This is a genomic window from Bordetella hinzii LMG 13501, assembly GCF_001548475.1.
In the GTDB taxonomy this organism is placed as follows: domain Bacteria; phylum Pseudomonadota; class Gammaproteobacteria; order Burkholderiales; family Burkholderiaceae_B; genus Bordetella; species Bordetella hinzii.
Window position 1 is genome coordinate 23,466 of the sequence record NZ_LRUJ01000022.1, and the last position, 19,713, is coordinate 43,178.

Sequence of the window (19,713 nt, forward strand, 5' to 3'; positions counted from 1 at the left end):
CCACCATGAACCGTACCCTGATCGCCGCGCTGGCCCTGGCCTGTGCCGGCACTGTCCAGGCCAAGGACACAAACGCCTACCGCTTTGAGCGCGGCTACCCGACAGCCCAGACCTCGCGGCAGGCGCGTGCCGACCAGGCCCTGCAGCGCGCGCTGATCGCCTATCGCTATTGGTACCCCACCGTTTCGATGGAAGGCATCTTCAATGGCAATCGCGTCGCCGGCATCGCCGACGGCAAGCAATGGGGCATCGCCGCCACCGGGCCGCGCCAAGTGGGTTTCACGCTGAACTCCGACACTCCCTACGGGTCCGCCGTCATCGACCTGAGCAAGGGCCCGGTGGTGGTCGAGCTGCCGCCCGGCCCCTACATCGGCCTGGTCAACGATCACAACCAGGGCTGGGTGCAGGATCTGGGTCTGCCCGGCCCCGACGCCGGCAAAGGCGGCAAGCACCTGGTGGTGCCCATGGACTACCAGGGCAACATCCCCGAGGGCTATCACGTGGGCCGCTCGCCTTCGATCAAGAACCTGTTGGCCATCCGCGCCTTGCCCGTGGGCGGCGATGCGGCCAAGGCGCTGCAGGCCTTGCGCGCCGTGAAGATCCACCCCTGGTCGGAAAACGGCGCCGCCGCTCCTTCGCTGGAAACGGTGGATACCTCGCAGGTCGCGCTGGACAGCTCATCGCTCAAGTGGGAAGACAACTTCCGCTTCTGGGAGGTGCTTGACAAGGTCATCCAGGAAGAGCCCGTCGATACGCGCGCCCGAGCCATGTATGGTCTGCTGGCCGAGCTGGGCATCGAAAAAGGCAAGCCTTTCAAGCCGGACGCCAAGCTGCGCGAAACGCTGACCCAGGCCGCGCGCCTGGGCCGCGACCAGATGCTGGTGGCCGCCTTCGACAGCGACCGGAGCGACCGCCGCGCCTGGCCCGACCGTCAATGGGAGTGGGTGGGCCTGGTGCCGGGCAGCGCCCAATTCGAAACCCCGGCCGGCATGGACATGGAGGCGCGCGACCGCTGGTTCGCGCAGGCCATCGTCACCTCGCCGGCCATGTTCCGCCGCGATCCGGGCGCGGGCTCGCTGTACTGGCTCGGCGCGCGCGACGCCAAGGGCACCTATCTGGACGGCGGCAGGCAATACACGCTGACGCTGCCGCAACCCGTGCCGGGCAAGCTTTTCTGGTCGGTCACCCTCTACGACAGCAAGACACGTTCGCAGGTGCAGACCAGCCAGGACAAGGCCGCGCTGCGCTCGCTGTTCGAGCTAAAGGACGTGGACACCAGCAAACCGCTCACGCTCTACTTCGGTCCCAAGGCGCCGGCCGGACTGGAGAACCGCTGGATCAAGACCAATCCCGGCCAGGGCTGGTTTGCCTATATCCGCATCTACGGACCGGAAGCGGCCGCCTTCGACAAGAGCTGGAAACCGGGCGACTTTGAACGGCAGGAGAAGTAACCGGCCCCGGCCCGCGGCCGGGCATCCCATTTATCCGCCTATATGCCCGGCCAGGAACTCGACGCAGGCGCGGACTTTGGCGGAGGCGTTCAGGCGCGCGGGGTAGACGGCCCAGACATTGGCGGTCTGGCGGTATTGGGGCAGGATGGGGACGAGCTTGCCCGCGTCGATCAGCGGCTGCACGTCCCAAGTGGAACGCAGGATGATGCCGCGCCCGTCGACCGCCCATTGCACGGCCATCTCGCCATTGTTCGCCGACAAAGGCCCGCGCACCTTGACCGTCTGCTCGCGCCGGCCGCGCTGCAGGCGCCAGACGCCAAAGGGATGGTCGCGCTCCTTGATGACCAGACAATCGTGCGCGGACAACTCGGCCAGGCTGCGCGGCGTGCCGCGCTCGGCGAGGTAGGCGGGCGAGGCGCAGAGCACGCGGTGATTGGCGGCGAGCTTGCGCGCGATCAGGTGCGGCGCGATGTCGTCGCCCACGCGCACGTCCAGGTCATAACCTTCGGCCGCGACATCGACCAGGCGGTCGAAGACCTCGAAGCGCACCTGCACGGCGGGATGGCGCGCCACGAAGGCCGACAGCGCCGGCGCCACCACGCGGCGGCCATAGCCGAAGCTGCTGCACACCCGCAGCAGGCCGCGCGGCTCGCGCCGCGTGATCCCCGCCTCTTCGACCAGATGATCGACGTCGTCCAGGATGCGCTGGGCCCAGTGGTAGACCCGCTCGCCGGCCTCGCTGATCACCACGCGGCGCGTGGTGCGATGAAACAGCGGCGTGCCCAGGCCGGCCTCCAGCAGGCGGATGCGCTTGGTGACATAGGCGGGCGACATGCCCAGGGCTTCGGCGGCGGCGGAAAAGCTGGAGGCCCGCGCCACGGCGCAAAACACCCGAAGATCGGCCGGCAGCACGTCATTATTCATGTTTCGTGCATAGTCATTTCACAGATTGATCCATTGTATATGGATCATGCAGATCCTAGGATGGGCCTTTTTTCGCCTGAGCCCGACCATGACCCAAGTATTCAAGATCGCCGCCATCGCCGGCGACGGCATCGGCAATGAAGTGATGCCCGAAGGCCTGCGCGCCGTGCAAGCCGCGGCCCGCCGTTTCCATCTCCCGCTGCGGATCGACAGCTTCGACTGGGCCAATTGCGATTACTACGCGCGCCACGGCGAGATGATGCCGCCGGACTGGAAAGAGCAGCTGCAGGGCTATGACGCGATCTTCTTCGGCGCGGTGGGCTGGCCGGCGACCGTGCCCGACCATGTGTCGCTGTGGGGGTCGCTGCTGAAGTTCCGCCGCGAGTTCGACCAGTACATCAACCTGCGCCATGTGCGCCTCTTCGAGGGCGTGCCCTGCCCGCTGGCGGGCCGCCGCGCCGGCGACATCGATTTCTTCATCGTGCGCGAAAACACCGAGGGCGAATACACCAACCTGGGCGGCCGCCTGTTCGCCGGCACGGACCGCGAGATCGTGATCCAGGAGTCGGTCTTCACGCGCCACGGCACGGACCGCGTCATGCGCTTTGCCTTCGACCTGGCCCGGCGCCGCGAACGCAAGCACCTGACGGTGGCCACCAAGAGCAATGGCATCGCCATCAGCATGCCCTGGTGGGACGAGCGCGCCGACGCCATGGCCGTCCACTATCCCGACGTCAGCACCGACAAGCAGCACATCGATATCCTGGCCGCGCGCTTCGTGCTGCAGCCCCAGCGCTTCGATGTGGTGGTGGCGTCCAATCTGTTCGGCGACATTCTTTCCGACCTGGGCCCGGCCTGCGCCGGCACCATCGGCATCGCGCCGTCGGCCAACCTCAATCCCGAACGCCGCTTTCCCTCGCTGTTCGAGCCGGTGCACGGCTCGGCGCCGGACATCTATGGCAAGGGCATCGCCAACCCCATCGCCATGATCTGGTCGGGCGCGCTGATGCTGCAATTCCTGGGCAGCCAGGAGGCGCATGACGCCATCCTGCGCGCCGTCGAACACTGCCTGAAGGACGGACCGCGCACGCCCGACCTGGGCGGCCAGGCCCGCACGGCGGACATCGGCCAGGCCATTGCGGCGCACATCGAGGCCGGACGCTGAGGTCGCTCGCCGCGCCGGGCGCGGCGGATGTACATTCACTTCACGGAACAGGCCCGGCTGGTCACGATCGAGCAGCAGGGCCGGCCTCTACCGCGCCGCCACCGCCGCGAGACCCACACCTGCCGCTATCGACCATGTCCGCTTCCCGCAACGTCCTGTTCCTGTGCACCGCCAACTCGGCGCGATCCATATTGGCCGAAGGCCTGTTCAACAGCCTGGCCGGCGCGGGCTGGAAGGCGTATTCGGCCGGCAGCCATCCCAAGGGCGAAGTCCACCCGCTGGCCCTGGCCACCCTGCAGGCGCTGGGCCTGCCGGCCGAGGGCTATCGCAGCAAGAGCTGGGATGAATTCGCCGGCGGCGACGCGCCGCCCATGGACGTCGTCATCACGGTGTGCGATGCCGCCGCCGGCGAAGCCTGCCCTCTCTGGCCCGGACGCCCCCTGACCGCCCACTGGGGCGTGGCCGACCCGGCCGCCTGCGCCGGGGGCGAGACCGAGCAGCGCAAGGCCTTCCATGACGCCGCGCGGGTGCTCAAGCGCCGCATCCAGCTGTTTTTGTCGCTGCCCTTCGACCGCCTGGACAGGCCGTCGCTGCAGGATGAGCTGCGCGGCATCGGCAAGACCTGGGCCCCCCTACAATAGCGCTGTCCTCCTTGCCCTCGATACGACCCATGTCCTTGCACGCTCACGCCGAACAATACCGGTTCGAACTCCTGGACGCCGCCCAGCAAGCCGCCCGCCTGCCCGCGCCGGTGGCCGCGGCGCTGCCGGCCCGCGACGCCCTGGTCTTCGCGGTCGATGACGCCCATTCCGACACGGCGCAGTTCAGCGCCCGCTACGGCTTCGGGCTGGGCGATTGCGCCAATACCCTGGTGCTGCGCTACAAAAAGGCCGGCGGCGAACACTACGCCGCCGTGGTCTCGCTGGGCGACCGCCGGCTGAACATCAATGGCGCGGTCAAGGCGCGCCTGGGCGCGCAGCGCCTGTCCTTCGCCAAGCGCGAGGACGCCGTGGCGCTGACTGGCATGGAGTTCGGCGGCATCACGGCCTTCGGCCTGCCCGCGGACTGGCCCGTCCTGATCGACGAGGCCGTCATGGCGCGTCCCCATGTGGTCATGGGTGCCGGCGTGCGCACCCTCAAGCTGCTGCTGCAGCCGGACCGGCTGCGCGGCCTGGCCGGCGCCGATATCGCGCCGCTGACCCTGGCCGGCGAGTAACCGGCGCTGCGCGTTTTCCCCAGCTGTCCGGCATGGCGGACGGCGGTAAAAGCCTAGGACGATCATCCCGGGGGTAGACCCATGTCCCGTCTTCAGGCCGCCGCCCTGTTCTGCCTTGCCTGCGCCACCACCCAGGCGCAGACCACGCTGGACCTCATCAACGAATACCCGGCCACCTCCATCACGGCGGCGACAGACCTGCAGTTCGCCGACGCGGTCAAGACGCTGTCGCAGGGCAAGCTGGCGATCCGTCCGCTGCAAGAGAAGGACAACCCCTTCAAGGGCGTGGACCAGGTCGACGCCGTGACCAGCGGCAAGACACAGATGGGCACGCTGTTCGGCGGCATCGTCGGCAACCGCGACTCGCTCTTCCTGCTGACCTCCCTGCCTTTTGCCGCGCGCGACTTCAAACAAGCCAGGGCGCAATACGATTGCGTGCGCGGCGCGCTGCAGGCGCATGCGCTCAAGCTGGGCGCCCGCCTGCTCTATGTCACGCCCTGGCCGCCCTCGGGTATCTGGTCGGTCAAGCCGCTGCAAAGCGAGGCCGACATCAAGGCCCTGAAGATCCGCACCTACGACGCCACCAGCAAAGCCGTCTTCGAGCGCCTGGGCGCGCAAAGCGTGGAGCTGCCCTATTCGGCCCTGGCCCAGAAACTGGCCGCCGGCGAGGTCAACGCCGTGCTCACCTCGGGCGATGGCGGCGCGGGCCGCAAGCTCTGGGACCAGCTGCCCCATTTCACGGCCGTGAGCTACTCCATCCCGTTGAGCTACACCCTGATCAATGAAAAGACCTGGGCCGGCCTGGCGCCGGACCAGCAGGCGGCGCTCTCCCAGGCCGCCGAACAAGTCTCGGCCCAGGCCTGGGCCGGCGTCGAACAGCGCATCAACGAAAACTACGCCAATATGCGGGCGAACAAGATGACGCTGAACACCGCGCCGGCGCCCGGGATCATGGCCGCCCTGAACCAGGCCGGCGCGGCGGAAACCCAGGCCTGGCTGGCCCACAACAAACTGGGCTCGCAGGACGCGGCCTGCCTGCTCAAGTAAGGGCGGCGCCGCCGGCGGCCTGATCCGCCAGACCCTGGGCCAGGCGCGCGCGCAGGCCGTCCAGCACGGCCGGCCATCCTTGCTCGGCGCGCAGCAGTTCGACCGAGGCATACCAGGGGGTGTCGGCGCGCCGCAGCTGCCAGCGCCAGTCCGGCATGGCGGGCAGCAGCAGCCAGGTGGGGACTTCCATGGCGCCGGCCAGGTGAGCGGGCGCGCTATCGACGCTGATGAGGCGGTCGAGATTGGCCATCAAGCCGGCGGTGTCGTCAAAATCGGCCAGCGGCGCCAGGTAGAGGCGGCCGGCCGCGCCGCTGCCGCGCCAGGCGTCGATCGCCTGGAGATCGGCGGGACGCACGTCTTTCTGCACGCAGACAAAATCGCAGGGCGCCTGCAGCAAGGACGCCAGCGCCGCGAAGGGAATGGAACGGTTGCCGTCGTCCGGATGGGCGGCGCTGCCCGACCAGCACAGGCCGATACGCGGCCGGGCGGGGCCGTCGAACACCTGGCCGAGCCGGCCGGCCCAGGCCGCCTTCAGGTCCGGCGAGGCCTGCAGGCGGCGCGCCAGCGGCAAGGGCTCGGAGCGCGACAGGGCCAATGGCAGGCTCATCAAGGGCACATGGTGGTCAAAGGCGGGCAGCGGCTGGCCTTCGGCGATCACGCTGACCTCGGGCAGGTAGGCCTGCAGCAAGGCCTGCAAGGGCGGCTGCACGCGCAACACCACGCGGCCGGCCAGCGCCGCCAGCGCCGGCACATAGCGGCTGAACTGCAGGGTGTCGCCCAGGCCCTGCTCGGCATGCACCAGCAGCGTCTTGCCGGCCAGCGGTGGCCCGCCCAGCCAGGGCGCGCCTTCGAAGGGCATGGCCTGCACGCCATCGCGCCAGCGCCACTCATAGTCGCGCCAGCCATGGGCATATTGCCCCAGCAGCAGATTGGTCTGCGCGCGGTTGTTGCGCGCGCCGGCATTCTCGGGGTCGATGGCCAGGGCCTGCTTGAAATGCCGCAGCGCATCCTGGAAGCGGTGTTCATCGCGCGCCAGCACGCCCAGGTTGGTATGGGCATCGACCAGCCGGGGGTCGAGCTTGAGCGCGGTCTCATAGGCCTGGCGCTCTTCGCGGCGGCGCGCCAGCGCGCCCAGCGCCACGCCGCGCACATAATGCAGCGCCGCGGACTGCGGCGCCAGCGCCAGGATGCCGTCGACAAAGGTCAGCGCCTGGTCGGCGCGGCCCAGCTGCCGCAGCACGTCGACCACCTGGCCCAGCAGCGCCACGTCATTGTTCGACAGCCGGTAGGCGGCGCGATAATGGGCCAGCGCCGCTTCCAGGCGGCCCGCCTTGCGGTTGACCGCGCCCGCATCGCGCAGCAGCGCGGCGTCGGCCGGCCGCAGCCGCGCGGCCTCGTCAAAACGGTCGGCGGCCTCGTCCAGGCGGCCCAGGCGGCTGAGCGCATAGCCCAGCGCGCCCTGCACGGCGCCGTCCCGCGGCGCCAGGGCAAGCGCCTCGGACAGCAGGCTGGCGGCCTGGGCGTAATCGCCCGAGGAAAACGCCTGCGCGGCGCGGGTCTGCAAATCGGAAATGGAGTCGGTCATGCTGCGGCCAGGTTGGGCCCCCCGGGGACCGGGGGCTGGCGGCGATTTTATCGCCACCCGCTGCGGCTCAGCGGACCTGCTGCTCGACCACCATGTCCAGCACGTAGACCTGGGACGGCGCATCGGCCGGCGCGTTTTTCAAGTCATAGCGCTTGACGCGCAGCACGGTGCGCACGCCGTCGCGGTGTTCATAGCCCTCGATGGACGAGTACAGCGCATGCCAGTCGTCCTGCGGCGGCAGGGCCACGCCGGATTCGTTGTAGCGGCGCTCGCGCACCTGCAGGCAGCGGTGATCCGGCATCAGGGGATGGCTGCACTGCACGCGCTGCGGAGCCACCTCCAGGAACACCGTGACCCCGGGACCGCCATAGCGCGTCTCGGCCGTGGGGTCGCCGGCGAAGGTCAGGACGCTGCCGTCCGCGGCCGCCAGCCGCAGGCGCGGCGCGGCCGCATCGCCCGACTGCGTGACGCGCAATTCGCCCTTGAACAGGCGCGCGACCTCGGCGTCCAGGCGCATCAGCGCGGGTTCGCAGGCCTTCATGGTGGAGGCCAGGTTGGCCACGCTGAGCACGCCGCCGGCAAGCCGGTAGCCGCCGAACTGGCCATTGCAGCCGCCCTGGATGTTCAGGGCATCGCCGCTGAAAGACAGCCGCAGCGGCCGTTCGACGCCGGTTTGCAGCGCGGCCTGCCCGCGGGCGTCGGTGGCGCCCACCAGGCGCCAGGTATAGGCCGTCAAGGGCAGGGAAACAGGGGCAGCGGACATGGGCGAAGATCCTTCGCGGGTTGCGGGCGCGCAAGCCGCCAGCATGGCGGCCAGCACGGGGACCAGGAGCAGATTTTTCATCGTTGTTCCTCTCTGGATGACAGGGCGCATTCTACGTAGCGGTCCTGCCCCGCCCGCGGCGCCCCGTTTCAAAATCTATACGAAGCCCGGGCCGCCGCCCCCGCGGCTTACACACTGACACCATTGAGCCGGGCCAGCGCGGGCTCGGGCAGCCACTCCTCCAGGGTCACCTCGAAGGTCATGCAGATGGCGTTGGCGCCGGGGACGAAAGGCCCGCCATGCACCTGGCCGGCCGGATCGGCGACCACGCCGGACAGGCTGGCGCGCAAAGAACCGTCGGGTTGCGCGCGGACCTCGCCGGCCAGGCTCACGATCTCCACCGCCGGCCCCTCGATGCGGCGATAGCCGCCCTGGGCGGTATACAGGCAGGCATCGACCAGGCTGCCCAGGGCGCCGCGCACGAAGGCGTGGCGGAACCCGAGCGACAGGCAGAATTTCTCCACGCCCTGCACCAGGTCTTCGTTGGGGCCGATGCGGGCATATGCCACCCGCCCCATGCGGCCGCGCTCGATCTCAGCGTCGTTCATGATGCTCATCCTTGAAAGGCTGCAACAGACGGATATGGGTTTCCTCATCGTAGCTGGCGCGCAGTTCGAAGCCCTCCAGCGACGTCGCCAGCACGGCCAGCGCCCCCGCTCCGATGATGCTGGTCTGCGGCACGATATGGCCGCCGGCCAGGCGGCCGCCGGCGTCGCGGAACACGGCATGGCAATGCACCAGGGGCAGGCCGCCATCGGTCTTGCCCAGGGTCGCGTTGCCGAAGACGAGATCGGCCGCGCCCGCCTGGATGGGCTCGGTATAGGCCACCACGGCCTGGTGCGTGGGATCGGGCGGCGCGGTGCAGTAATCCAGCCGCGCGAAGACACCGCCCAACAGCGTCATGGACGCCTGGGCGATGCCGGCGCGCGCCAGCGGGCCGACCAAGGCCTCGTAGAGCGTGGCGCCCGGCCGCAGCAACAGGCGGATATGGCGCGCCAGGGGCGCGCTGCAGCTTTGTATACGGACCGGGTTGTAGCTGCCCGGGTGGATCAGCGTCCTGGGACGCGGCGGCATGGCGCCGCTTTCGTGACGATGCACGGTGGGGTATCGCATGGCAGGGCTCCCCGCGCTTGTGGCGCGACGGTCGTCAATGGGCAAGCATGCCGGCCGCGGTAAAGCCGCCGTCCACGCAGATGATCTGCCCGGTCACATAGCTCGAAAGACGGTCGTCCAGCAGCCACGCCACGGTGCCGTTCAACTCGTCGGGCGCGGCATAGCGATGCTGCGGCACCGCGCGCTCCCAGGCCTGGCGCGCCTGGCGGGTGTGCATCTGCGACACCAGCGGCGTGTCCACCGGACCGGGCGCCACCGCGTTGACCCGTATGCCGTGCTCGGCCAGTTCGACCGCCATCACGCGCGTGAGCGTCACCACGGCGCCCTTGGACGCGCCATAGGCCGCCCGGCCGGCATTGCCGCGCAGGCCCGAGACCGAGGCGATGTTGACGATGGCCCCGGCGCGGCGCTCGCGCATGCGGCGCGCCGCCTCGCGCGCCACCACGAAAGAACCCACCAGGTTCACATCGAGGATACGCCGCAGCAAGGCCGTGTCCGTGTCCAGGAAAGGCACGTCGCGGCCGATGCCGGCCGAATTGACCAGGCCCGCGATAGGGCCGAATTCTTCCTCGATGCGCGCCATGGCCCGCAGCACGCTATCTTCGTCGGCCACGTCCATGCAGACGCGCCCCAGTTGCTCCGGCGGCGCCAGCCCGGTCATGGCCTCCAGACGCTCTTGCGACACATCGGCCGCCAGCACGCGCCGCCCGGCCTGCAGCAATCCGCGCGCCACGGCCAGGCCTATGCCCGAAGCGCCTCCTGTCACCAGCACCAGCTCCTGCCCTGCTTGCATGTCTGCTCTCCCTTGTAAGGATCAGGCGGCCTGGGGTAGGTGGCCGCGTTCGTACAATGCATCCCGCACCAGCTTTTTGGTGATCTTGCCGTAGCCCGATCGGGGCAAGGTCTCCCAGAAGAAGACACGGCGTGGCAGCTTGTAGCGCGCCAGGCGCGGCGCGAGCCACTCCAGCAAGGCGCTCTCGTCGAGGACGTGGCCCTGGCGCAGCACGCACACCATGACACCGACCTCTCCCCACACGGGATCGGGCACACCCAGCACCGCCGCCTCCTCGACGGCGGGATGGGCCAGGACTTTCTCCTCGATCTCGCGCGGATAGATATTCGACCCCCCGGAGATATACATGTCGGATTGCCGGCCCGTGATGTAGAGGAAACCCTCATCATCCAGGTAGCCCAGGTCGCCGGTGCGGAACCAGCCATCCCGGAAAGCCTTGGCATTGGCTTCGGGATTGGCGTAATACCCGGCGAATACCGCCGGCCCGCAGACGCAGATCTCGCCGCTCTCGCCGGGCCCCAGTTCGCGCCCGTTGTCGTCCTGGATGCTCAGCTCCATGCCGGTGCGCGCATAGCCGCAGCTGCCGACCCGCACGCCCGGGCCGTCGTGGGCGCTGTGCAGCGCCGGCGGCAGCACGGTGATGTTGCCGGTCACTTCGCCCAGGCCGAAATACTGCACCAGCACCGGCCCCAGCTTGAGCAGCGCCCGTTTCTGGTCTTCGCGGTACATGGGCGCGCCGGCATAGATCACATAGCGCAGGCTGCTATGGTCATGGCGGTCGACCGAGGGATGATCGACCAGCATCTTGACGATGGTGGGCACGGTGAACATATTGCTGACGCGATGGCGCGCCACCAGCGCCCAGATGGCCTCGGCGTCGAACTTGTCCTGGTCGGGCAGGATGCTGCGCGCCGCCCGCGCGACCTGGGTCAGGAAGTGGATGCCCGCGCCGTGCGACAGCGGGGCGACGACCAGGCTGACGTCCTGCTGCGTCGTGCCGGGCATGAGATCGCACAGATGATTGGTGATGACGAAACTCATCTGCCCATGCGTGAGCACCGCGGCCTTGGGCCGGCCCGTGGTGCCCGAGGTGAAGAAGAACCAGCACGGATCGTCATAGTCCACGCGCGCGCAGTCGGCGGGCTGGGCCAGGTGGGCCTCGACCAGCGTGGCCGTATCGGTCTCGCCCAGTTCCCCGGCGCCCATGCGCGCCAACAGGACCAGGTCCGGCATGGCCTGCGACACCGTGCGCGCATGCGCATCGAAGACGCCATCGCACAGGAAAGCGCGGGCGCCGGAGGCCTGCGCCAAGTAGGCGGCCTCGTCCGGCGAGATGCGGAAGTTGGTCGGCACCCATACCGCCCCCAGCCGGAAGACGGCGAACAGGGTCTCGATATAGGCGATGCTGTTGCGGCCATGGACCAGCACGCGGTCGCCCTTGGCGATGCCGCGCGCGGCCAGCGCGGCGGCCAGCGCGGCGCTGCGCGCCTGCAGGGCGGCCCAGCTGATGTCGCGCCCGCCCTCGGAGACGGCGATCCCGTCGGGGTGGCGCCGCGCGGCCTGCGCCAGGAAGGTGGCGAGGTTCATGACGCGGCGCGTGGCGGGCGCCACGCCGCCGGCCGGCGTCGTGCCAGCCGGGCTCATTTGCGGCGCTCCAGCAGGCTGACGTAATTGGCCACGGCCGCTCCGCCCATGTTGAAGACCCCCGCCAGCGTGGCGCCGGGGATCTGCATCCCGCCAGCCTCGCCCATGAGCTGCATGCAGGCCATGACATGCATGGACACCCCGGTGGCGCCCACCGGATGGCCCTTGGCCTTCAGCCCGCCCGAAGGATTGACCGGCAGGCGGCCGGTTTTTTCGGTCCATCCTTCCAGCAGCACCTTGCCGCCTTGCCCTCTCGGCGCGAGCCCCATGGCCTCGTACTCCAGCAGCTCGGCGATGGTGAAGCAATCGTGGGTCTCGACCAGACTGAGGTCGTCCAGCTCCAGTCCGCCCGCGGCCAGCGCCTGCCGCCAGGCACGGCGCGCGCCCTCGAAGGCGGTCGGATCCCGCCGGCTCAAGGGCAGCAAGTCGTTGACATGGGCACGCGCGCGAAAAGCGATAGCGCGCGCCAGCGAGGCCGCGGTGTCTTCGTCGGCCAGCACCAGCGCGGCCGCCCCATCGGACACCAGGGAGCAATCCGTGCGGCGCAGCGGCGCGGCCACATAGGGATTCTTCTCCGAGACCGTATTGCAGAAATCAAAGCCCAGATCGCGGCGCAGCTGCGCATAGGGGTTGTCCACGCCATTGCGGTGGTTCTTGGCGGCGATGCGCGCCAGGGCCGCGCTTTGATCGCCGTGCTGCGCGAAATAGGCCTGGGCGATCTGCGCGAACAAACCGGCAAAGCCGCCCGCCACATCGGCCTCTTCCTTGCGGTAGCTGGCATTGAGCAGGATGTCGCCGACTTCGCTGGTGGGCCGGGCCGTCATTTTCTCGGCGCCCACCACCAGGGCCACGCGGCCGCGTCCCGCCTCGATGAAATCCATGGCGGCGTACAAGGCCGCCGAACCGGTGGCGCAGGCGTTCTCCAGGCGGCAGGCCGGCACGTGCTCAAGCCCGGGCACCGAGGTCGCCACCAGCGCGCCCTGGAAATCCTGCTTCTGGAAGCCGCTGTTCATCACGCCGACATAAATGCCATCGACCGCCTGCGCATCCAGGCCGGCATGCGCCAGGGCGGGAGCCGCCACCCTGGCCATCAGGCTCTCGGTGTCGGGGTCATCCAATTTGCCGAAGGGGATGTGATGCCATCCCACGATCACGGCACGCTTGCTCATTGCAGTCTCCTCAGGTTGTGCCCGAGGCCCGCCCGGACTGGCGGACTCAGGACTTGGTTCGGTTCGGCGGATCCGCCGGGTGCAGCTGTGCCTGCAGGCGCCCGGCTTCGCGCGCCAGCAGCTTGGCCATCTGGAACTGCCGCTCTTCGTCCATGCGGGACTCCACGGCGGCGATGCTGAGCGCGCCCAGCACCTGGCCGCCGGCGTCGCGCACCGGCATGCCTATGCCCCAGGAACCCGGGATCACCAGGCCTCGGTTCACGGCATAGCCCTGCTCGCGCACCTCTCTGACGAGGCTGCGGATGAGCGGCAGGGAATAGTGGGGATAGCGGGCCGCGATCAAGGCGGCGTTGGCCTGCAGGCAAGCCTCGATGTCCTCGTCCTCCAGGGCGGCCAGGATGGCCAGGCTGCCCGCGCCTACGCCCAGGGGATGGCGGTCGCCGGGCATCAGCACATGGGTCTTGAGCGGATAGTCGCCGTCTTCGCGCATGGCGCACACGGCAAATACATCGCGCCGGATGGAGAAGAACGCCGAGTCGCCGCACTCATGCGCCAGGCGGGCGACGATGGGCGCGGCCAGCCGGTTGATGCCGAAGCGCGCGCTGGCGATATTGCCCAGCACATGGCACTCGGGGCCCAGGTAGTAGCGGCGCGTGGCGGCATCCTGCTCGACCATGCCTTCGGCGGCCAGCGCAGAGAGCAGGCGGTGGACCGTGGGCTTGCTCATGCCGGTATCGCGGGTAAGCGCCAACAAACCCGCGCCGTCGCCGCGCGAGACGGCGCGCAATACCTGCATGGCGCGCGCCAGGGTCTGCGCGCCCTCCACCTGGACCGGGGTATCCCGCAACTTGCCTCCTCCATCAGGCGGTCCATTTTGTGGACCTAGTGATTTTTTCTTGCTCACCATTTTTTCCTCGATTTTACGCATTTACGCTTGATATTCAATATGCTTAAATAAATTCATCGCTTTTCTTAGGTCCATATAATGGACCATATCAAGAAAGCGTGCAAGACGCCGATGACGGCGCACACCCGGGACAACCGGCACCACACAGAGGAGACAGCATGAACAAGACCCGTCGCAATCTCATGCGCGCCACCGGCGGCGCGGCGCTGCTGGCCGTGGCCCCTTTTCATCGCGCCATGGGGGCCGTGCAATACCGCTACAAATACGCCAACAACCTGCCGCCTTCGCACCCGATGAATCTGCGCGCCCAGGAAGCCGCGCGCAATATCGCGCGCGACACCAACGGCCGCTTCGAGCTGGCGATTTTTCCCAGCAGCCAATTGGGCTCCGACACTGACACGCTCAGCCAGCTGCGCTCCGGCGCGGTGGAGTTCTTCACGCTTTCGGGCCTGATCCTGTCCACGCTGGTGCCCTCGGCGTCGATCAGCGGCGTGGGCTTCGCCTTTCCGGACTACGACGCGGTCTGGAAGGCCATGGACGGCGATCTGGGCGCCTATATCCGCGCCGAAATCCGCGGCAAGGGCCTGCATGTGATGGACCGCATCTGGGACAACGGCTTTCGCCAGGTCACCACCAGCTCGCGCCCGATCGCGGGCCCGGCCGACTTCCAGGACCTGAAGATACGGGTGCCGGTCAGCCCGCTGTGGACCTCGATGTTCAAGGCCCTGGGATCCGCGCCGGCCAGCATCAACTTCAACGAAACCTATTCGGCCTTGCAGACCAAGGTCGTCGACGCCCAGGAGAACCCCCTGGCCATCATCCAGACGGCCAAGATCTACGAGGTGCAGAAGTATTGCTCGCTCACCAACCATATGTGGGACGGCTTCTGGTTCCTGGCCAACCGGCGAGCCTGGGAGAAACTGCCCGAAGACATCCGCGAGGTGGTCGCGCGCCATATCAACGCCGCCGGCATGGCCGAGCGCGCCGACGTGCTGGCCCTGAATAATGCGCTGCAGGCCAAGCTGGCCGAGGAAGGCCTGAGCTTCAACCAGCCCGATCCCGCGCCCATCCGCGCCGCCTTGGCCAAGGCGGGCTTCTATGCCGGCTGGAAAGAAAAATACGGCGACAAGGCCTGGCGTCTGCTGGAGCAATCGGCCGGGAGACTCGCATGAGGGCCGCCGGGATCGCGGCGAGCCCGCCCATCGCCGGCCAGGGCGCGCTCGCCGCGCTGGACCAGGCGCTGGGCCGGCTGGTGGAGATCCCGGCCGCCTTGCTGGTGGTGGCCGAGATCGTCATCCTGTTCGCTGGCGTGGTCGCGCGCTACGCCCTGCATACCCCCCTGGTCTGGTCGGACGAATTGGCCTCGCTGCTTTTCCTTTGGCTGGCGATGCTGGGCGCGGTCGTGGCGCTGCGGCGGGGCGAGCACATGCGCATGGCCGCGCTGGTGAACCGATGCAGCCCGGCCACGCGCGCCGCGCTGGACATGGTGGCGGTCTGCGCGGCGCTGGCCTTTCTCTTGATGGTGCTGGCGCCCGGCTATGAATACGCGCTCGAAGAGCAGTACGTCAGCACCGCCGCGCTGGAGATCCCCAATATCTGGCGCGCGGCGGCGCTGCCGGTGGGCATTGTCCTCATGTCGGCCATCTGCCTACTGCGCCTGCTCGCCCACGCCCAATGGCGCACCACCGGTATCGCCCTGCTGCTGGTGGGCGCGGCGGTCGGGATCATGGCGCTGCTGCAGCCGGTCTTGGCGCAGCTGGGCAACGCCAATCTGCTCATCTTCTTCGTGGGCATCGTGGCGGCCTCGGTGTTTGCCGGCGTGCCCATCGCCTTCGCCTTCGGGCTGGCGACCTTCGGCTATCTGTCCTTGACCACCGACGTGCCGCTCATGGTGGTCGTGGGCCGCATGGACGAAGGCATGTCGCATCTCATCCTGCTGGCGGTCCCGCTGTTTGTCTTCCTGGGCCTGCTGATCGAGATGACCGGCATGGCCACGCGCATGGTGGCCTTCCTGGCCAGCCTGCTGGGCCATGTGCGCGGCGGCCTGTCATATGTGCTGATCGGCGCGATGTATGTGGTCTCCGGCATCTCCGGCGCCAAGGCGGCCGACATGGCGGCGGTGGCCCCGGTGCTGTTTCCGGAGATGCGCAAGCGCGGCGCCGACGAAGGCGAGCTGGTGGCCCTGCTCTCGGCCACGGGCGCGCAGACCGAGACCGTGCCGCCCAGCCTGGTGCTCATCACCATCGGCTCGGTGACGGGGGTGTCCATCACGGCCTTGTTCACCGGCGGCCTGCTGCCCGCGGTGGTGCTGGGCGCCATGCTCTGCCTGGTGGTCTGGTGGCGCAACCGCCACCTCGCCCGCGGCCTGGCGCGCAAGGCCTCCGGCCGCGAGATCGGCCGCAGCTTCATGGTGGCCCTGCCGGCCCTGGCGCTGCCCTTCGTGATCCGCGCCGCCGTGGTCGAAGGCGTGGCGACGGCCACCGAAGTCTCCACCATCGGCATCGTCTATGCGGCGCTGGTCGGCTTGCTGGTGTACCGCTGCTTCGACGCGCGGCGCCTGCTGCCCATGCTGGTCGACACCGCCTGCCTGTCCGGCGCCATCCTGCTGATCATCGGCACGGCCACCGCCATGGCCTGGGGGCTGACGCAATCGGGCTTCTCCGGGCAGCTGGCTAGCTTCATGGGCGGCCTGCCGGGCGGCAGCCATACCTTCATGGCGGTCTCCATCATCGCCTTCATCATCCTGGGCAGCGTGCTGGAAGGCATCCCGGCCATCGTGCTGTTCGGCCCCCTGCTCTTTCCCATCGCCCACCAGATGGGGGTGCATGAAGTGCACTACGCCATGGTCGTCATCCTCGCCATGGGGATAGGCCTGTTCGCCCCGCCCTTCGGCGTGGGCTACTACGCGGCCTGCGCGATCGGCAAGGTCTCGCCCGATGCGGGCATACGGCCCATTGTCGGCTATATGTGCGCCATCGCGGCCGGGACCGTCATCGTGGCGGCCATCCCCTGGCTGTCGACGGGCTTTTTGCGCTGAAGGACGGCGGCCGGGCCGCGGCCGCCAGGCGAAAAAAAAGCCCCCTTGCGGGGGCTCTCTTGCCGGCTCCGCAAGGAGCGGCGCGCGGCATTACACGCGCTTGATCTTTTCCAGCATCTTGAACACGCCCTTGGGAGCGTTGACGAACAGACGCTTGAAGGACTTGCCCAGGCAACGACGTTCGAGGGTGTTGCGACGCACGCGCTTGCGTTCGGCCATGATGTTTCTCCGCTAAAGGTTCGGTAGGGTTGGATTCGAGCCGCCCCGCACACCTGCGCGCGGCGAAAATTCGGTTAACCCGGAATTCTAGCCCGAAACAGCCAGGGAGGCCAGACCCGCCCAACCACTCCGTCCCTGTTATGCATCCCCCAGGCGAGCGAAGACGGCCTCCGGATGCGGCATGGGGTCGACCGCGCCATAGCCCAGGGTGGACAGGGCCGCGGCCGCGTTGGCATAGGCCACGGCATCCGGCCAGCTATCTCCCAGGACGCGGCGCGCCAGCAGATTGCCCGCGAAGCAATCCCCCGCCCCCGTGGCGTCGACCGCCTGCACCGGACAGCCGGGCAGGCGCCGGCGTTCGCGGCCGTCGTCCAGCACCGCGCCCTCCCGGCCCAGCTTGAGCACCACCACGCCGGCGGCGCCAGCGGCGCGTATCCAATCCAGCGTGGCGTCGACATCCTCATGCCCGGTGAGATGGCGCATATCGTCCATGCTGGGCAGAAAGAGGTCCACCGCGGCCATGGCCTCGCGCAAAACGGCCCGCGCGCGCGCCAGCGGCCACAGCCGCAGGCGCAGGTTGGAGTCCAGGCTGGTCTGCACGCCGGTCTGGCGGGCGTGCTCGAGGGCGGCGAACACCGTGTCGCAGGCCGAGCCGCTGATCGCCAGGCTGATGCCGGAGACATGCAGAAAGCGGGCCCGGCCTATCATGCCGCGCTCCAGGCCGGCCGCGGTCATGCGGCTGGCGGCCGAGCCGCGCCGCAGGTAATTGAAGACATGGCCTTGCGGACCGTGCTGCACGAAATAGACGCCGGTATGCGCGTCCGCGTCCACCGCCACGCCGGCCACGTCCACGCCCTCGCGGCGCCACAGCGCCAGCAACTGCGCGCCAAAGGCATCGTCGCCCACCCGGCTGAGATAGGCGCAGCGCGCGCCGGCGCGGGCCGCCGCGATGACGGCGTTGGAGGTATCGCCGCCATAGCCCTGCAGATATTGTTGACGGCCGGGTTCGGTCTGGTTGAATTCGATCAGCGCTTCGCCCAGCGCGATGATGTCGTAGTCAGCCACGGGCCTGCTCCAGGGTGCCGGCCACCTGGCGCGTCAGCACGCCAGTGTCGCGCGCCGCGAAAGCGGCCTTCTCGAACAGGTTGCCGCCCATGCCCACCATGGCGGCGCCGGCGCGGAAATACTCCCCCATATTGCCGGCGCTCACCCCGCCGGTCGGGCAGAACACCACATCGGGAAACACCGAGGCCAGGGCGGCCAGATGCCGCGGTCCGCCGGTATCGGCTGGAAAGATCTTGACCACATCGGCTCCCTCGCGCCGCGCCGCGATCACTTCCGAAGGCGTGAACGCCCCCAGCAGGCAGAGCGCGTCCACGGCATGCGCCATATCGGCCAGCCCGGGCACGAAGCCGGGCGAGACCAGGAAGTCCGCGCCGGCCTCCAGGGCCTGCCGCGCCTGGTCCGCGTCGAGCACCGTGCCCACGCCCAGCAGCAGCGCCGGCCCATGCTTGTCGCGCAAGGCGCGCACCAGATCGGCGACGCCGGGAATGGTCCAGGTCAGCTCCAGCGTCGCGCAGCCCGCGCCCACGGCCACCTCGGCGGCATAGGCGGCCGTCGCGGCATTGTCGTAGCGCAACACGGGGATCAGGCGGGCGGCGCGCAGGGCGGCAAGCCGGGCATGGCGATGGGCAGAGGGGTGGGTCATGACAGTCCTTGCGCCAGGGGTTGGCCAAGATGCCGCGCGGCGCTGTCGCGCAGCCGCAGCAGGGGTTGGATATAGGTATCGCGGGCCTGCATGCGGAAGCGCAGGACGCTGACGCTGACGCAGGCCTGTCCGCCGGGCAGGGCGATCCCGAAACAGCAGATGCCCGCCTCGTTTTCTTCGTCGTCCGTGGCATAGCCGTCGGCGCGCGCCTGGGCCACCCGCTCGCGCAGGCGCGCCAGCACGGCCGGATCGGCGCAGGCCGGCAGCGCCCGCATGGCCTGCAGCGCGGCCTCCGGATCCAGGCTCGCCAGCCACGCGCGCCCCACGGCGCTGCGGTGCACGGCCACGCCCGCGCCCACGCGGGAAGCCATGCGCAGCGGCCCGGGGGATTCCAGCTTGTCGATATAGATCATTTCGGCGCCGCCCGGCACGGCCACATGGACGGTTTCGCCGGTGGCGTCGCGCAAGGCCCGCAGGTCGGCCGCCAGCAGGCCGCGCACGTCGGGCATGGCCCGGGCCGCCAGGCCCACCACGCGCATGCCCATGCGGTAGCCGCCCTCGGCCTCGGCCAGCATGCCATGCTCGGCCAGCGCGCACACGATACGGTGCACGGTGGCGCGCGGATAGCCGCAGGCCCGCGCCAGCGCGGCGACCGAGAGCGGCGTCTCGGCGTCGGCCACGGCCTGCAGCACCGTCATGAATTTGGCAAAGGCCGCGGTTCCCGCGACGGGGGACGCCTGCATGTCTTCCTCCGACGCGGCGCGCGCCGCCCCTGCCGCCGGCAGGGGATTTGCGATCGCGTCATAAATTTGGTGTACTGTTTATCTATACAGCTTGTTGCCGACGCAAATCCGGCAAAATGCCCATATATGACCACATTGTGGGCATGCCTTTCACAATGTAGGCAATTAT

At 68.9% G+C, this 19,713-nt stretch carries 20 protein-coding genes; 7 read left to right on the forward strand and 13 right to left on the reverse strand.

What is annotated here, in order from left to right; genetic code table 11:
• Nucleotides 1–5: 5 nt before the first annotated feature.
• Nucleotides 6–1,451 (forward strand): DUF1254 domain-containing protein, encoded by a 1,446-nt coding sequence (locus AXA74_RS14900; RefSeq protein ID WP_032979100.1) that lies wholly within the window; start codon nucleotides 6–8, stop codon nucleotides 1,449–1,451.
• Between the two features lie 30 nt (nucleotides 1,452–1,481).
• On the opposite strand, the gene AXA74_RS14905 is transcribed toward AXA74_RS14900, so the two are convergent.
• Nucleotides 1,482–2,375, reverse strand: coding sequence for a LysR substrate-binding domain-containing protein (locus tag AXA74_RS14905; protein WP_032979102.1), 894 nt, complete (start codon nucleotides 2,373–2,375; stop codon nucleotides 1,482–1,484).
• A gap of 88 nt (nucleotides 2,376–2,463) precedes the next feature.
• Between AXA74_RS14905 and AXA74_RS14910 the strand changes: the two genes are divergently transcribed.
• The 4 genes from AXA74_RS14910 (at nucleotide 2,464) to dctP (ending at nucleotide 5,803) form a co-directional block, all read left to right on the forward strand.
• Complete coding sequence (locus AXA74_RS14910; RefSeq protein ID WP_029581484.1) at nucleotides 2,464–3,540, forward strand: tartrate dehydrogenase; 1,077 nt, start codon at nucleotides 2,464–2,466, stop codon at nucleotides 3,538–3,540.
• Nucleotides 3,541–3,674: 134 nt separating this feature from the next.
• Nucleotides 3,675–4,181: an arsenate reductase ArsC gene (locus tag AXA74_RS14915; protein ID WP_032979104.1), complete on the forward strand. Its 507-nt coding sequence runs from the start codon at nucleotides 3,675–3,677 to the stop codon at nucleotides 4,179–4,181.
• Between the two features lie 20 nt (nucleotides 4,182–4,201).
• Nucleotides 4,202–4,756 (forward strand): YbaK/EbsC family protein, encoded by a 555-nt coding sequence (locus AXA74_RS14920; protein WP_080700960.1) that lies wholly within the window; start codon nucleotides 4,202–4,204, stop codon nucleotides 4,754–4,756.
• A gap of 81 nt (nucleotides 4,757–4,837) precedes the next feature.
• A complete protein-coding gene (gene dctP / locus AXA74_RS14925; RefSeq protein ID WP_032979108.1) occupies nucleotides 4,838–5,803 on the forward strand; it encodes a TRAP transporter substrate-binding protein DctP in 966 nt (321 codons plus the stop codon).
• On the opposite strand, the gene AXA74_RS14930 is transcribed toward dctP, so the two are convergent.
• From AXA74_RS14930 to AXA74_RS14965, 8 genes are all read right to left on the reverse strand, one after another.
• Entirely contained in the window at nucleotides 5,796–7,388 is a 1,593-nt protein-coding gene (locus tag AXA74_RS14930; RefSeq protein WP_029581488.1) for a tetratricopeptide repeat protein, read from the reverse strand. The genes dctP and AXA74_RS14930 overlap by 8 nt on opposite strands.
• Nucleotides 7,389–7,455: 67 nt before the next feature.
• Complete coding sequence (locus AXA74_RS14935; protein WP_223850576.1) at nucleotides 7,456–8,196, reverse strand: DUF4377 domain-containing protein; 741 nt, start codon at nucleotides 8,194–8,196, stop codon at nucleotides 7,456–7,458.
• A 143-nt stretch (nucleotides 8,197–8,339) separates the two neighbouring features.
• Entirely contained in the window at nucleotides 8,340–8,759 is a 420-nt protein-coding gene (locus AXA74_RS14940) for a PPC domain-containing DNA-binding protein (RefSeq protein WP_029581490.1), read from the reverse strand.
• A complete protein-coding gene (locus AXA74_RS14945) occupies nucleotides 8,746–9,324 on the reverse strand; it encodes a PCC domain-containing protein (protein WP_029581491.1) in 579 nt (192 codons plus the stop codon). The genes AXA74_RS14940 and AXA74_RS14945 overlap by 14 nt, the downstream gene beginning before the upstream one ends.
• A 34-nt stretch (nucleotides 9,325–9,358) precedes the next feature.
• Nucleotides 9,359–10,117, reverse strand: a complete 759-nt coding sequence (locus AXA74_RS14950; RefSeq protein WP_029581492.1) for an SDR family NAD(P)-dependent oxidoreductase — start codon at nucleotides 10,115–10,117, stop codon at nucleotides 9,359–9,361.
• 21 nt (nucleotides 10,118–10,138) lie between these two features.
• Entirely contained in the window at nucleotides 10,139–11,761 is a 1,623-nt protein-coding gene (locus AXA74_RS14955; protein ID WP_032957064.1) for an acyl-CoA synthetase, read from the reverse strand.
• Nucleotides 11,758–12,930, reverse strand: a complete 1,173-nt coding sequence (locus AXA74_RS14960; RefSeq protein WP_032957061.1) for an acetyl-CoA acetyltransferase — start codon at nucleotides 12,928–12,930, stop codon at nucleotides 11,758–11,760. Before AXA74_RS14960 ends, AXA74_RS14955 begins: the two co-directional genes overlap by 4 nt.
• Nucleotides 12,931–12,976: 46 nt before the next feature.
• Nucleotides 12,977–13,777 (reverse strand): IclR family transcriptional regulator, encoded by an 801-nt coding sequence (locus AXA74_RS14965; RefSeq protein ID WP_032957058.1) that lies wholly within the window; start codon nucleotides 13,775–13,777, stop codon nucleotides 12,977–12,979.
• A gap of 218 nt (nucleotides 13,778–13,995) precedes the next feature.
• Here AXA74_RS14965 and AXA74_RS14970 point away from each other — a divergent pair, with 218 nt between their 5' ends.
• Nucleotides 13,996–15,009: a TRAP transporter substrate-binding protein gene (locus AXA74_RS14970; RefSeq protein WP_032957055.1), complete on the forward strand. Its 1,014-nt coding sequence runs from the start codon at nucleotides 13,996–13,998 to the stop codon at nucleotides 15,007–15,009.
• Nucleotides 15,006–16,874, forward strand: coding sequence for a TRAP transporter large permease (locus AXA74_RS14975; RefSeq protein WP_029581497.1), 1,869 nt, complete (start codon nucleotides 15,006–15,008; stop codon nucleotides 16,872–16,874). Before AXA74_RS14970 ends, AXA74_RS14975 begins: the two co-directional genes overlap by 4 nt.
• A 90-nt stretch (nucleotides 16,875–16,964) precedes the next feature.
• On the opposite strand, the gene AXA74_RS24795 is transcribed toward AXA74_RS14975, so the two are convergent.
• The 4 genes from AXA74_RS24795 to AXA74_RS14990 form a co-directional block, all read right to left on the reverse strand.
• Nucleotides 16,965–17,093: a hypothetical protein gene (locus tag AXA74_RS24795; protein WP_005016451.1), complete on the reverse strand. Its 129-nt coding sequence runs from the start codon at nucleotides 17,091–17,093 to the stop codon at nucleotides 16,965–16,967.
• A 138-nt stretch (nucleotides 17,094–17,231) separates the two neighbouring features.
• Nucleotides 17,232–18,158: a sugar kinase gene (locus AXA74_RS14980; RefSeq protein WP_029581498.1), complete on the reverse strand. Its 927-nt coding sequence runs from the start codon at nucleotides 18,156–18,158 to the stop codon at nucleotides 17,232–17,234.
• Nucleotides 18,151–18,801 (reverse strand): bifunctional 4-hydroxy-2-oxoglutarate aldolase/2-dehydro-3-deoxy-phosphogluconate aldolase, encoded by a 651-nt coding sequence (locus AXA74_RS14985; RefSeq protein WP_032957051.1) that lies wholly within the window; start codon nucleotides 18,799–18,801, stop codon nucleotides 18,151–18,153. The genes AXA74_RS14980 and AXA74_RS14985 overlap by 8 nt, the downstream gene beginning before the upstream one ends.
• Complete coding sequence (locus AXA74_RS14990; RefSeq protein WP_029581500.1) at nucleotides 18,798–19,544, reverse strand: IclR family transcriptional regulator; 747 nt, start codon at nucleotides 19,542–19,544, stop codon at nucleotides 18,798–18,800. Before AXA74_RS14990 ends, AXA74_RS14985 begins: the two co-directional genes overlap by 4 nt.
• Nucleotides 19,545–19,713 lie beyond the last annotated feature (169 nt).